Annotated in this window: 15 protein-coding genes; 5 read left to right on the forward strand and 10 right to left on the reverse strand. The window is 74.9% G+C overall.

Annotated features, from left to right (window positions below; all coding sequences use genetic code 11):
• The first annotated feature begins 187 nt into the window (after window positions 1-187).
• A complete protein-coding gene (locus ACFVUY_RS29805) occupies window positions 188-874 on the forward strand; it encodes a hypothetical protein (protein ID WP_387735110.1) in 687 nt (228 codons plus the stop codon).
• Between the two features lie 132 nt (window positions 875-1,006).
• On the opposite strand, the gene ACFVUY_RS29810 is transcribed toward ACFVUY_RS29805, so the two are convergent.
• The 8 genes from ACFVUY_RS29810 to ACFVUY_RS29845 form a co-directional block, all read right to left on the reverse strand.
• Entirely contained in the window at window positions 1,007-1,714 is a 708-nt protein-coding gene (locus ACFVUY_RS29810; RefSeq protein WP_387690540.1) for a hypothetical protein, read from the reverse strand.
• Between the two features lie 163 nt (window positions 1,715-1,877).
• Window positions 1,878-3,149: a sugar ABC transporter permease gene (locus ACFVUY_RS29815; protein WP_387690538.1), complete on the reverse strand. Its 1,272-nt coding sequence runs from the start codon at window positions 3,147-3,149 to the stop codon at window positions 1,878-1,880.
• On the reverse strand, window positions 3,146-3,937 hold the full coding sequence (locus tag ACFVUY_RS29820) for an ATP-binding cassette domain-containing protein (protein WP_387690536.1): 792 nt from the start codon (window positions 3,935-3,937) through the stop codon (window positions 3,146-3,148). Before ACFVUY_RS29820 ends, ACFVUY_RS29815 begins: the two co-directional genes overlap by 4 nt.
• 103 nt (window positions 3,938-4,040) lie before the next feature.
• Window positions 4,041-5,138 carry a sugar ABC transporter substrate-binding protein gene (locus ACFVUY_RS29825; protein WP_387690534.1) on the reverse strand — a complete coding sequence of 366 codons (1,098 nt, stop codon included), beginning with the start codon at window positions 5,136-5,138 and terminating at the stop codon, window positions 4,041-4,043.
• Between the two features lie 227 nt (window positions 5,139-5,365).
• Window positions 5,366-5,731 carry a hypothetical protein gene (locus tag ACFVUY_RS29830; protein WP_387690533.1) on the reverse strand — a complete coding sequence of 122 codons (366 nt, stop codon included), beginning with the start codon at window positions 5,729-5,731 and terminating at the stop codon, window positions 5,366-5,368.
• A gap of 228 nt (window positions 5,732-5,959) precedes the next feature.
• Window positions 5,960-6,913: a DUF4331 family protein gene (locus ACFVUY_RS29835; protein ID WP_387735113.1), complete on the reverse strand. Its 954-nt coding sequence runs from the start codon at window positions 6,911-6,913 to the stop codon at window positions 5,960-5,962.
• A 256-nt stretch (window positions 6,914-7,169) separates the two neighbouring features.
• The gene (locus ACFVUY_RS29840) at window positions 7,170-7,760 is read right to left on the reverse strand and encodes a GNAT family N-acetyltransferase (RefSeq protein ID WP_387735115.1); all 591 of its coding nucleotides are present in this window, start codon (window positions 7,758-7,760) and stop codon (window positions 7,170-7,172) included.
• Between the two features lie 8 nt (window positions 7,761-7,768).
• Window positions 7,769-9,187: an ATP-grasp domain-containing protein gene (locus ACFVUY_RS29845; RefSeq protein WP_387735117.1), complete on the reverse strand. Its 1,419-nt coding sequence runs from the start codon at window positions 9,185-9,187 to the stop codon at window positions 7,769-7,771.
• Between the two features lie 162 nt (window positions 9,188-9,349).
• Here ACFVUY_RS29845 and ACFVUY_RS29850 point away from each other — a divergent pair, with 162 nt between their 5' ends.
• Both ACFVUY_RS29850 and ACFVUY_RS29855 read left to right on the forward strand, forming a co-directional pair.
• A complete protein-coding gene (locus ACFVUY_RS29850) occupies window positions 9,350-9,955 on the forward strand; it encodes a putative glycolipid-binding domain-containing protein (RefSeq protein WP_387735120.1) in 606 nt (201 codons plus the stop codon).
• A gap of 117 nt (window positions 9,956-10,072) precedes the next feature.
• Window positions 10,073-10,561: an SRPBCC family protein gene (locus ACFVUY_RS29855; RefSeq protein ID WP_387735123.1), complete on the forward strand. Its 489-nt coding sequence runs from the start codon at window positions 10,073-10,075 to the stop codon at window positions 10,559-10,561.
• A 168-nt stretch (window positions 10,562-10,729) separates the two neighbouring features.
• On the opposite strand, the gene ACFVUY_RS29860 is transcribed toward ACFVUY_RS29855, so the two are convergent.
• On the reverse strand, window positions 10,730-11,386 hold the full coding sequence (locus ACFVUY_RS29860; protein WP_387735125.1) for a TetR/AcrR family transcriptional regulator: 657 nt from the start codon (window positions 11,384-11,386) through the stop codon (window positions 10,730-10,732).
• 85 nt (window positions 11,387-11,471) lie between these two features.
• Between ACFVUY_RS29860 and ACFVUY_RS29865 the strand changes: the two genes are divergently transcribed.
• Both ACFVUY_RS29865 and ACFVUY_RS29870 read left to right on the forward strand, forming a co-directional pair.
• The gene (locus tag ACFVUY_RS29865; RefSeq protein WP_387735128.1) at window positions 11,472-11,861 is read left to right on the forward strand and encodes a Dabb family protein; all 390 of its coding nucleotides are present in this window, start codon (window positions 11,472-11,474) and stop codon (window positions 11,859-11,861) included.
• Between the two features lie 222 nt (window positions 11,862-12,083).
• The gene (locus tag ACFVUY_RS29870) at window positions 12,084-12,338 is read left to right on the forward strand and encodes an acyl carrier protein (protein ID WP_387690523.1); all 255 of its coding nucleotides are present in this window, start codon (window positions 12,084-12,086) and stop codon (window positions 12,336-12,338) included.
• A 103-nt stretch (window positions 12,339-12,441) separates the two neighbouring features.
• On the opposite strand, the gene ACFVUY_RS29875 is transcribed toward ACFVUY_RS29870, so the two are convergent.
• The gene (locus ACFVUY_RS29875; RefSeq protein ID WP_387735131.1) at window positions 12,442-12,777 is read right to left on the reverse strand and encodes a cupin domain-containing protein; all 336 of its coding nucleotides are present in this window, start codon (window positions 12,775-12,777) and stop codon (window positions 12,442-12,444) included.
• Window positions 12,778-12,803: the final 26 nt, after the last annotated feature.

The raw sequence follows: 12,803 nt of genomic DNA on the forward strand, positions 1-12,803 counted from the left end.
GCGGCCCCCCCCCCCCCCGCCCCGCCGCCGCCCCCCCCGCCCCCCCCCCCAACGCGACCGGGCCGTCGGGGCGCCGATCCTGCGCGACAGGGTGTGAGAGCCTGACCCGGTGCTGGACGACGGACATGGCGGGCGGACAGCGGCCCGGCCGCAGTGGTGGGCCGCCTACCTGACACGGCATTGCGCGGTGGCCGACACCGAGCGCGAGCTGGTCGCGGGGTGGTTCGGTACCGGTGCCGCCGAGGCCGACGCCGTGTGGGAGACGGCGATGCTGGAGGGGCTGGAGGTGCGCCTGCCCTTCGGCGGCGGGCACGCGGTGCACGTGTACAGCTGCGACCTTCCCACGGAGTGGGGAACGGAGTACCTGGTCGTCCACCCCGACTGGGGCCGGTTGCGGGGCCGTCTCGCCGCCGTCGACACCCGCCTCCCGGAGCCGGAGCACCAGCAGGGACCGGGCCTGTCCTGGCGGGAGCTGATCCACGTCGCGAGCACGCCCGACCGCGCCGCGCCCGGTGTGCACGACCCGTCCGTGCGGCTGCTGCTCCTGCTGCCGACCCTCGGCGACGCGCAACTGCCGCCGGACGCCGCCGAAGTGGTGCGGGCGGCGCTGGCCGCCGTCGGGACACCCCCGGAGAACGCGGCGCACCTTGCCGCCTTCGTCCTGCGGCACCCGCGCTGGGCACCCGCTCGCTGGAGCGCACCGCAGGGCCGGCGATGGGCCCGGCCCCGGGCAGGGCGGGAGCGCGCCGTCGCCGGGATCCTGCGGTGCGACGTCCCGGGAAGCCCGCGGTTCGCCCGGCAGCTCGCCCACGGCATCACACCCGCGCAGGGCAGGCAGCTCGCCCGGGCGCTCGGGACCCGGCAACCGCGGTGACGGCCGTCCACCGGGCTCTCCGTCACGGGCCCGGTCGACGGCTCGGTCGACGGCTCGGCCGGGCACGGGCTCGGTCGACCACGGGCCCGGTCGACGGCTCGGCCCAGACCCGCGACAGGGGCCGGGGAGGGCTCAGAACCGCTCCGGAACGACGTCCACGCCGGCTGCGAGCATCTCGGCAGTGATCCGCTGCGCCAAGGTGTCGTTGCAGATCAGCAGTTGCGTCCACGGCGCGTCCCGGCGCCGGACCACATGGCCGCCGCCGCTCTCGTGGAGCTGCCACCGGTCACGTTCCGTGGTCCACAGGTACTGGTAGCCGCCGAGGGCGCGTTCGACCTCGACGGCTTCCGCCGCGGCCCGGGTCCGTCGGCCTGCCGGCGGGGGTGGCGGGGTGGCTCGCAGGGTGACGGCCGTCAGGTAGCCGTGCCGGTCCTGCGGCGCGATCGAGAGTTCCGCGGGCAGATCGTCGCCCAGGGCCTCCAGCACCTCGGTCGCCGGGTACCCGAAGAGATCGACGTCGGCGAGGACGACGGGCGTGCCGCCCGGCACGTGTGAGGCCGACCGGCCGCGGCTCAGCACGACGGACCGCAGGACAGGCTCGGTGGGCTCCGCCCCGGCCCCGCCCAGCTCCTCGGCGCCGTCCAGCTCCTCGGCACTGGCGGTCACTTCGATGTCCGCCCAGCGGGCGGTGCGGCTCCGGACCGTGTCGGGTACGGGCCTCGGCGGGAGCGGGCCGAGCCCGGCCAGGGTCTCGGCGGTCGTCCGGTCGTCCAGGCCGAACCGCAGGGTGCCCGCTGCGCCCGGCAGTTGGACCCCGATGCCGGGGAGCAGTTCGAACATCGGCCGATCCTCCCGCGGTGCCGGAGTGGGAGGCAAGCTCCGGAGCGGGAGGCAAGCTCCGGAGCGGGAGGCAAGCTCCGGAGTGGGAGGCGGGCTGCGAAAGGGCCCGGCGCCCCGCCGCATCGCGGGGCGCCGAGCCTGGGTTCCGCCGGGCCGGCTGGCGCTACCGGCGGCCGCTGCTGCTGCGGGTGCGGCGGGTGAGGGAGTCGAGGACGACGGCGGCCAGCAGCACCGCGCCGGTGATCATGTACTGGATGGCCTGGGCGGCGTGGACCATGTCCAGGCCGGTGGTGATGGACTGGATGACGAGGATGCCCAGCAGGGCGGACCAGGTCTTGCCGCGCCCCCCGAAGAGGCTGGTGCCGCCGATGACGGCCGCGGCGATGGCGCTCATCAGGACGTTGCCGCTGCCCAGTTGCTTGTCGGCGGAGCCCTGCTGGGAGGCGTAGAACAGGCCGCCCAGGCCAGCCAGGAACGCGGAGAGCACGAAGACGGAGATCCGTACCCGGGCGACGTTGACGCCCGCGCGCCGGGCGGCCTCGACGCCGCCGCCGACGGCGAAGACCTGGCGGCCGTAGCGGGTGCGGCGCAGCACGAAGTCGGTGGCGAGGACGGCGCCGAGCAGGACGACCAGGGACAGCGGCAGGCCGCGGTCCTGGTTGAGGGTGTAGGCGGTGGCGAGGGTGAGGACGGCGAGGGCGGCGGCGCGCACGGCGCTGTCGGCGGCGGGGGGTGCGGTGAGGCCGGCGGCGCGGCGCCGGCGGGCGGTGTTCAGGCGGGTGGCCAGGTAGAGGACGGGGGCGAGGACGGCCAGGGCCCAGGCGTAGGCGATGTCGCCGTCGCCGAGGAAGGTGCTGTCCAGGCCGGCGACGACGCCGCCGTGGCGGTTGTTGACGGTGCCGCCGTCGCCGAGCACGTACTCCTGCAGGCCGCTCCAGGCGAGCATCCCGGCGAGGGTGACCACGAAGGCGGGCACGCCGACACGGGCGAAGAACAGGCCGTGCAGCAGCCCCATGACGCAGGCCGCGCCGAGGGCGGCGAGGATCGCCACCCACTCGCTCCAGCCCTGGCGCACCGTCAGCACCGCCGCGATGGCGGCGCCGGCGCCGGCGACCGAGCCGAGGGAGAGGTCGATCTCGCCGAGGATCAGCACGAAGACGACACCGACCGCGATGAGGCCGGGCCCGGCGATGAAGCGGGTGATGTTGGTGAGGTTGTCGGCCTGCAGGAAGTGGTGGGTGACGGACTGGAAGACGACGGCGATGACGACCAGGCCGACGACGACCGGCAGCGAGCCGAGCTCGCCGGAGGCCAGGCGCCGGCGGGCGGCGCGCAGTTGGCCGGCCCAGCCCGGTTCGGTGCTGTGCAGCCTGGGGTCCGGCGTGGCCGCGGTGGCGGGGGCGGTGGCAGGGGCGGGTGCTTCGGGGGTGCTCATACGGCCTCGGCCTCCTCGGTGTGCCCGGTGCGGCGGGCCCGGCGGGCGTGGGCGTTGTCGGTGGCGCCGGTGATCGCGGCGACGATCTGCTCCTGGGTGGTGCCGGCAACCGGGAAGACGCCGTTGTTGCGGCCCAGGCGCAGGACGGCGACGGTGTCGGCCACCGCCCGTACGTCGGCCATGTTGTGGCTGACCAGCACGACCGCCAGGCCCTGCCCGCGCAGCCGCTCCACCAGGTCGAGGACCTGGGCGGTCTGTTCGACGCCGAGGGCCGCGGTGGGCTCGTCCAGGACGACCAGGGCCGGTTCGCCGACCAGGGCGCGGGCGATGGCCACCACTTGGCGCTGCCCGCCGGACAGGGCGGCGACGGGGGTGCGCACGTCGGGGATGCGGATGGAGAGGGTGTCCAGCAGCCGGCGGGCGTGCTGTTCCATGGCGACCTCGTCGAGCAGGCCGCGGCGGCGTTTCTCGTGGCCGAGGAAGAGGTTGGCGATGACGTCGAGGTTGTCGCACAGCGCGAGGTCCTGGTAGACGGTCGCGATGCCGAGGGCGGTGGCGTCCTGGGGGCGGGCCAGGCGCACCGGCTCGCCGTGCCAGGCGAGGGTGCCCTCGTCCACGGGGTGGACGCCGGCGATGGTCTTGACGAGGGTGGACTTGCCGGCGCCGTTGTCGCCGACGAGGGCGAGCACCTCGCCGGCGTGGACGGCGAGGTCGACGTCGGTGAGGGCCTGGACGGCACCGAAGCGCTTGGAGACCGAGCGCAGCTGCAGGACGGGTGCGCCTGTCACGGGAACAACCACCTTGGGGGAGCGGCTACTTGGTGTGATAGCCGAGGCCTGCTGGAGAGGGCCTGCTGAAGGGGCCTGCTGGAGAGGCCTGCTGGAAGGGGGCCTACTTGAGGCCGGCGGCGGCGCACGCGGCGGCGTAGTCGGCGGTGCAGATGTCGGAGACCTTGTAGATGCCGTCGGCCACCACGGTGGTGGCGATGGTGTCCTTGGTGACGACCTTGGCGTCCAGCAGCTTGGACGGGATGTTCTTGGCGGTGGCGCTGTCGACGCTGTCGGGGGCGATGCTCTTGACGTCCTTGCCCCGCAGCAGGGCGACGGCCAGTTCGGCGGCGGTGTCGGTGATCGGGCGGTAGGCCTTGTAGATGGTGTACGCCTGGTCGCCGTTCACGACGCGCTGGATGGCGTCCAGGCTGGCGTCCTGGCCGCCGACGGGGATGTTGATGCCGGCGCCCTTGAGCTGGGTGATGATGGCGGCGGCCATGCCGTCGTTGGCGGAGTAGACGCCCTGGAAGCCGTTCTTGCCGAACTCGGTGACGGCGGCGGAGATCTTCTGCGCGGCGACGGCGGCGTTCCACTGCCCGGACTGCTCGTAGACGACCTTCTTGATCTTCCCGTCGAGGGCCTTGTGCGCGCCGGACTTGAACTGGGCGGAGTTCGGGTCGGCCTCGTCGCCGTCGATCATGACGATGTTGGCCTCGGCGGCCTGCGGGCCGAGCGCGTCCAGCAGGGCCCGGCCCTGGAGTTCGCCGACCTTCTCGTTGTCGAAGGAGGTGTACGCGGCGACCGGGCCGCTGGCCAGGCGGTCGTAGGCGAGGACCTTGACGCCCTTGGCGGCGGCCTCCTCGACCCAGCTCTGGGTGGAGTCGGCGTCGTACGGGTCGAGGATGATCACCTTGACGCCCTGGGTGAGCAGGGTGTCGAACTGCTGCTTCTGCTTGGCCGCGCTGCCCTCGGCGTTGTTGTACAGCACCTTGCACTGCGCGCACAGGGACTTGACCTTGGCCTCGATGAACGGCCGGTCGAAGGACTCGTAGCGCACGGAGGAGGCGTTCTCGGGCAGCAGCAGGCCGATGGCGTCGGGGTTGCCGGCGGCGGATGCCTCGTTCTTGGTGCCGCCGGCCTTCCCGCACGCGGCGGTCATGGACAGGGTCAGCGCGAGGCCCACGGTGGAGACGAGGGCGCGACGCAGTACGGCGTTCATCGGATACCTCTCCCTGGGATCGCCGCGGCTTCGCGGCGGGGTGGGGGGAGTTAAACCTGGGCGCGTACATGACGTCAATAAGTAAAACCAAACTCCCCGGAATCCACCACCATTCGTTATCTTCGTGAACGCGCCTCGGACGGGCGGCGCACCCGCGGCGCGGGAAAGCGGAATGCCCGCCGCTCCCCTCGGACGGCGGGCACTCCCGGCTCGGACCTGACGAAACGTCAGGGACGGTCGAGCGTGATCGAGTTGATCGGACCCAGGTCGTCGTACACGCCGCGCTGCGCCGCGATGTCGTAGACGCAGTCACCGCCGCCCGAGGCACGGCACAGGTGGGCGTGCGCGCCGCCGGTCTGGTTGTTGAGCACCCAGTGGTTTCCGTACTGGCCGCTCAGGTTGTGCGCGCCGTAGCTCCGGTAGACGGCACTGGGGCTGACCGCCGGGTCCTGGTCCTGCGGGTAGATGCAGACCGCCCCGGACGGGCAGCCCGCCCAGTCGCCGGCCGCGGCGCCGGCACTGCCGGCTCCCATCGTGGTCAGCGCGGCGGCGGCCATGGCCAGGGCGGCGACGGCGTGGGTGATCCTGCGCATGAGTGGTTCTCCCTTGGCTGGTACGAGGACGGACGACCCGTCCGTCCGGTGCCCGTCAGCCTAGGAATCCGGCGCCCGCAGCGGTCCCTGACATCTGACAGGGGCGCGCCTGCTTGCCCCACGAGCCGGGCGCCCCCCCCAACGAGCCGGGAACCCCCCGCGAGTCGGGCGCCCCCCCACGGAACCGGCGCTCCACGGAACCGGCGTCCCGCCGGCCCGGCCCCGAGGTCAGTGCGGGTGGCCCAGGTACGGGAAGGCCGGCAGCAGATCGGTGTGCGGCCCGATGTGGTCACCGGACACCTTGCCGTCGGTGAGCATCGTCAGCCGCGCCGAGGTCACGTCGTCGGTCAGCGAGCGCCCGTTCGGGTAGACGGCCGGGCGGGCCCGGTCGTAGCGCAGGACGTCCGGCAGCACGATCCGCAGCTGCGCGTGCGCCGCGTCCGTGGTGTACCCGCCGAAGTGCTGCAGCTTCGCCGTCCACGGATCACGGTAGGTCACCCAGTCGTCCACCGGCTCCCCGGCGTTGTACGCGTCCTTCACGTCCTCCTCGTTGAAGTACGCCGTCAGCGACGGATGCGCACCCCGGTCCACCGACACCAGCCGACCGTCCTTGCGCACGCTCACCCGCGCCCACACCCCGATCTCCGGCGCCTCGCCGAACGCCGCGTCCGGCGCCTCCAGCACGATCCCGAAGACGTTCTTGTCCGCGCCCCAGTCCACCCCCGTCCACTGGAAGTCCTTCACGATCCCGTCCAGGTCCGCGAAGAACGGGTCGCTGCGCAGCCCCGCACTCACCCGGTACGACCCCGCCTCCACCACCGCAGGGGTGCCCGTGAAACTCACCGGCGCCCGCGACACCAGCACCTCACCGGTCGCCTCGTGCCCGCGCGCCCCCTCGCCGGTGGTGCGCCGCACCGTCATGCTCTGCGCCCCGCCCACCGGCTCGGAGAAGGTGAAGCTGTACGCGATGTCGGCCCGCTGGTCGCCGTCGGTGTCGATGTCGATCCGGTACACCGCCTCCGGATGGAAGGCCTGCCCGCCACTGGGTGCGACCGGGTTCACGTTCATGATCAGCACCGTCCGGCCCGGCTCCGGCGAGGCGAAGGCGAACAGGTCGGTCAGATCCAGGCGCGCGTCACCCTCCGGTGAGCGCAGGTTCGGTCCGCTGAGGTGGTGCGACACGACGGTCTCCGGTCTCCAGTGCTTCGCGTGCGTCCGCGTGGACACCCCCCGCCCCCTCCGGCCATTGCTAACACGACCCGCCCGTACCGGCCCGCCCCGCTGCGCCACCCGGGCGACGTCGCAGGGGGGCGACGGGCCCGGGGCGGCGGGGTGGGGCGGGCCGGTACAGCAGCCACCGGCCGGCCCGGCCGGGGCCTGCGCGGCGCGCCCCTGCGCTCCGGCACGGGCGGTCCGGCACGGACGGGCACGGCACGGCTCACGCCCGCACGCGGCCCGCCTCGTGGATCCGCGGCGGCGCCACCGCGCTCGTGGCGCGCTCGAACAGGGCGCCGCTGCGGCTGTGGGCCACCGTGCGCACCCAACGCCAGCCCTGCGCACGGTAGTAGGCGTGCAGGGCGGCGTTGTCGCTCCACACGTTCGCCCGCAGCAGCCCGGCGCCCGCCCGCGCGGCCCGCCAGGCGGCCCAGTCGCCCAGCCGGGCGCCGATGCCGCGCCCGGCGTACCGGCGGTCCACCGTGAAGGAGCTCACGTAGCGGGCCGGGCGGGCGAGTTCCTCGCCGCTCCACAGGCGGGGGCTGCCGGTGGGGCGCAGCGTCACGGTGGCGACGGCCTCGCCCTGCGGCGCCAGCGCGGCGACCACCGTCGCGCCCCGGGCGATCAGCGTCAGGCCGCGCTCGGCGTCGTACGGGGCCGACCACTGGGCCGAGCCGTGCTCCAGCGCGATCCAGGCGGCGGCCTCCGCCCGCAGGGCGGCCAGCCGGGGCAGGTCGGCGGGCACTGCGGCGCGGACGTACAGCGGCACCGGTGTCCTCGGCACGGGCGTCCTCGGCACGGGTGTCCTCGGCACGGGTCTCCTCATCGCGACGCGCAGGGGACGGCGGATCCCACGGGTTCGTCGAGGGGTTCGAGGACGAAGCCCGCGCGCAGGGCGTCCACCAGCCGCCGTCCGGGCGCGGTGAGCGCGGTGCCGTCCGGGGTGGTCAGCGGGTGCCGGGCCACGACCCGGGCGAGCGGCACCCCGGGGAGCAACACCGTCCCGGGGGAGGGGAGTTGCAGCAGCACGCAGTCGTCGGGCCCGCACTCCAGCAGGCCGAACCCGGCGCCGCAGTACCGCAGCCGCCCGTCCTTGAGCCGGTGCAGACCGCCCCCGGGCGCCGCCGCCACCCGCACCGGGGCGCCGGTGTGCCGCACCACCAGCTGCACGGCGCCCGCCGCGTCCGTGCGCGGCTCGCCGCCGGTGGCGTGCCCGTAGAGCTCCAGGACGTGGCGCAGCGCGGACGGCAGCGCGTGCTCGGCCAGTTCGAGCTCGCCCAGCAGCCAGGTCGAGCCCTGCATACGGCAGTTGAGCTCCAGCAGCAGCGGGCGCTCGCCGTCCAGGACGAAGTCGGCGCCGAACAGGCCCCGGTAGCCGAGCGCGGCCAGCGCCTCGCCGACGCGCCGCGCCGCGGTGCCGGCCCGGGCCAGGGCGAGCGGCGACAGCAGGGCGGGGGCCGCGAAGTCGCAGCCGGAGTAGGCGCCGAAGGGCGCGCCGACACCCTCGATACGGGTCAGCTGGACGGACGGGCGCAGCACCCGCACCGCGCTGTCCGCCGAGACCAGGACGTGCAGGTTGACCGCGACGCCCTCGACGTAGCCGCTCACCAGCCAGGGCCCGCCGCCGACCCGGCGGATCGGGCGCAGGTCCGCCTCGTCGACGACCAGGTGGGTGCCCTTGCCGCTGGAGCCCACCGGCGTCTGCACCACGTAGGGGGACCCGAAGCGGCGGCGCAGCTCCCGGTGGTCGAGCGCCGGGACCACCGCGTCCGGCGGGGTCGCGGCCCCCACCGACCGCAGCCACGCGCGCTGCGCCCGCTTGTCGCCCAGCATCGGCAGGTCCACGTGCGAGGGCGGCTCCAGCAGGCGGGTGCCGAGCGCGCCGAGTGCCGTGCGCCACTCGGCTTTCATCGCCGAGTAGGGCAGCAGCGCCAGTTCCCGGCCCCGCCAGCCGCCGCCCGCCGCGTCCGCGTCCTCGCCCGGGGCGCCGGCGATCGCGCGCAGCACCGCGTGGACCCCGGCCCCCGCCGAGGTGTGGTCGCGCACCCCCCGGTCCGGTTCCAGCGCATGGAAGGTGGCCCCGAACTCGCCCGCCCAGCCCGCGTCCGGGCCCTCCACGCTCACCACCGCGGACAGGCAGCCGGTGCGCAGCAGCGGCAGCACGTTCAAGGGGCGGGCACAGCACGACAGTCCGGGCAGGGCCCGCAGCCGGGCCACCGCTTCGTCACAGGATGTGATCACCCACGCGATTATGGAGAGCCCGGGACCGGGCCCGCCGCCGCCCCGAACCCCGCCCCGCCCCGCACGAGGCACGCCCCGCCCCCACCCTCACCCGAACGAATGAACCCCCCGCGTTGACGGTCCGTCGGGTCCGCTGTCGGCACCCGGCAGTACCGTGCACGAATGAACAGCCGCACCGCCCCCGACCCGCACCGCCCCGCCGCCCGCACCGCCGCACCCACCTGGCGGGTCACCGAGACCGCCGGCCTGGAGACCTCCTGGATCGACCTGCGCCCCACCGCCCTGACCGCCCGCGGCCGCGTCGCCGCCGCCGAACCGGCCCCGTACTGGCTCGACTACGAACTCGACACCGGCGACGGCTTCACCACCCGCCGCATGCACGTCACCGCCCGCACCCCCGACACCGTCCGCACCCTCGACCTGCGCCGCGACGGGACCACCGGCCGCTGGACCGTCGACGGCACCCCGCGCCCCGACCTCGACGGCGCCCTCGACTGCGACCTCGGCCTGTCCCCGCTCACCAACACCCCGCCCGTGCTGCGCCACGCCCTCCACCGCGGCCCGGGCGAGCACCACTTCCTGATGGCCTGGATCCGGGTGCCCGAGCTGGTCGTCGTGCCCTCCCGCCAGACCTACACCCACCTGCGCCGCCACGAGGACGGAGGCGCCACCGTCCGCTACGCCTCCGGCGACTACCGGGCGGACCTGCTGCTGGACGCGGACGGCCTGGTCGCCGACTACCCGGGCCTGGCCCACCGCATCGCCTGACGGCCCCGGCCCCGGCGGCCCGGTTCGGCCCGACGGGGCGCCCGACCTGACGGGGAGCCCGGTTCCCCTGCCCGGTACGCTCGGGCGCGTCCCCCGACCCGCCACGAGGAGGCCCCGATGCCCTGGTTCGCACTGGAGCGCTTCGACGCCTCCTTCTTCGACACCGCCCCGCACCGCCACCGCCACGTGATGGACCTGCCGGTGGCACCGCGGAGCGTGTGGGCGGGGCTCGCCGGCCCGGCACCGCTGTCCTGGTGCCGGGGCCTGGCCGGCGGCCGCTACACCTCACCGGCCCCGCACGGCGTCGGCACCACCCGGGAGATCACCGCGCTCGGGACGCTGCGGCTGCGCGAGGAGTTCACGCTCTGGGAGGAGGGCACGCGGCACGCGTTCTGCGTCACCGAGGCCTCCCTGCCGCTCTACCGGCGCTTCGGCGAGGACTACCTCCTCGAACCCCTCCCGGGCGGCGGCACCCGCTTCACCTGGACCTTCGCCTACGAGCCGGCCCCACTGCTGCGCCGCCCCGCGGCACTGACCGACATGCCCGGGGCGGCCTTCCAGCGGACGCTGGTCGCCGACACCAAACGGCACTTCGGCGCGGCCTGAGCCCGCCGGGCCACGGGCGCCGGGCCCTCCGGCGAACCACGCCCCCGCACCCCGCCGTCCCGGCGTCCCGGGCGGAGGTACCGCTGATGGCCGCCATCGGCAGTGCCTGTGCCGCACCCGCCGCCCTCACCGGAGCCCGCCCGCCGTCCGTGCGCCCCGGCCCCGGGCTCAGGCGCCGTAGGCGCGCAGGAAGACGTCCACCGCCTCGGCGGCCACCTCCCGCACGTCCGCGTCCGGCCGGTGCTCCAGGGGCCCGGTCAGCAGGGCGAGGAGGTGCTCGGCGGCGCGGTCGGGGTCGCAGGGGCGCAGCCGGCCGGCCAGGACGAGGCGGGCCGTGCGGTCGGCGAGGGCGGCGTGCGGGCGCAGCAGCACGCGCTCGCGCACGGCGGCCGCGAGGCCGGGGAACTGGACGGCCTGCGCACAGGCCAACTGCCGTACCGTGCGGGACTCCTGGCAGCAGATGGCCAGCAGCAGGGCGTGCGCGGCCGAGGTGAGGGCCGCCCGCAGGTCGGCGGCGTCCGCTGCGGCGGCCGAGCGCAACGGTTCGACGGCGGCCACCGCCCGGACGCCGACGCGCTCGGCCGCCGCCTCGACGGCCTCGCGGTAGAGGCTCTCCTTGTCGGCCAGGTGGCTGTAGACGGTCGGCTTGGCCACCCCCGCCTCGCCCGCGATCTCCTGCACGCAGGCCTGCGCGTAGCCGCGCCGCGCGAAGACCGCGAACGCGCCGTCCAGGATCGCCTGCCGCCGCTCCGTCTGCCGCTGCGTCTGCAGCTGCTTCTGCCCACGGCCCGTTCGCCCGGCGCCCGTTGACACTTCTGAACCCATGGGTTCAGTCTAGAGCCCGAACCCTAAAGACCAGATTTCTGAACCAGAGAGTTCAATCCCGAGTTCACGTTCGAGGGAGAGACGCGTGATCATCCACATGCTGCGCTTCGCGTTCAAGGAGACCGCCACCGAGGAGGACCGCGCACACGTCCTCGCCGTCATGCGCCGCACCGCCTCCGTCGAGTCGGTCGCCTTCTCCACCGTCGGCCGGAGCCTCGACGCCACCGGCGGATTCACCCACGCCTACTGCGTCGCCATCCCCGACCTGCCGGCCCTGCGCCGCTACATGCACGACCCGGTCCACCTCGCCGGGGACCCGCAGATCATGCCGCACCTGGCCCGCATCGCCATCGGCCCCGACCTGTCCGACGACCCGGCCCCCGACCTCGCCGCCCAGGTCCTCGCCCTGCACGAGGAGAAGGTCGCCCTCCACCCCGAGTGGGCCGCCGAACTCGCCCCGCTGCTCGCCGCCTGACCGCCCGCCGGTCCGTCGACCGGCGCGCCGGAACGCGGCTCCGACAACCCGGGGGAGGGGCCGCGGCGGGCCGCCCCGACCATCCCCGTGAAGCCCGCACACGTACGAGTGAACGAGCTGGACCGGGCGCCTCCGGGTCACGTACAACTGCGCCCACAGGGCCACCCGTTGAACGACCCGACCGCCGTCGGCCCTGCCACCCACGCACCCCCGGAGGGCCCGATGGCCACGGAGATCACCTACGAGGAACTGGCCACCCTGGTCAGGACCCGCGCCGGCGTCCAGGTCACCGCCGAGGAACTCGCCGACCCCGGCCGCATGTTCCTCGACCTCGGCGTCGACTCCCTGGGCGTGCTGGGCGTCCTCGCCGACCTGGAGAACCGCTACGGCGTCTCCCTCGACAGCTCCGACCTGCTCGGCCGCCCCGTCGCCGAGTTCCTCAAGGACGTCAACGCCTCGCTGAGCCCCGGCTCCTGACCGGCCCGGCGCGGGGCGGGAAGCCCGACCCCGGAGGCCCCCGGCGGCCCCCGGCGGCCTCCCGCCCCGTCCCCGCCCCGCCCCGCCCCCGCGCCCCGCGGCCCTACCCCTGCGGGTAGAACACGAACAGCGTGCAGCCGACGGCCGTCGACGGCACGTGCCACGACCCCGCCGGAGCGTGCAGGAACGTACCGGCCGGGTAGTCCCGCGCCCCGTCGCTGAAGACGCCCGCCACCACGAACACCTCCTCCGGCCCCGGCTCGTGGACGTCACGGTGCGGCCAGCCGGAGCCCGCCGCCATCTCCAGCACATGGGCGTGCGCACCGTCCGGCCCCCGCCACAGCGCCCGCAGCCGGACACCGGGGAACAGCTCGCGGACCGGGGACTCGTCGACGGACACGGACATGTAGCCCTGCTGGGCAAGGATCTCCGGATACATGCCCGCAACGGTGCCGCGCCCCGGCC

Source organism: Kitasatospora sp. NPDC058063, assembly GCF_042885395.1.
Taxonomy (GTDB): domain Bacteria; phylum Actinomycetota; class Actinomycetes; order Streptomycetales; family Streptomycetaceae; genus Kitasatospora; species Kitasatospora lactacystinica.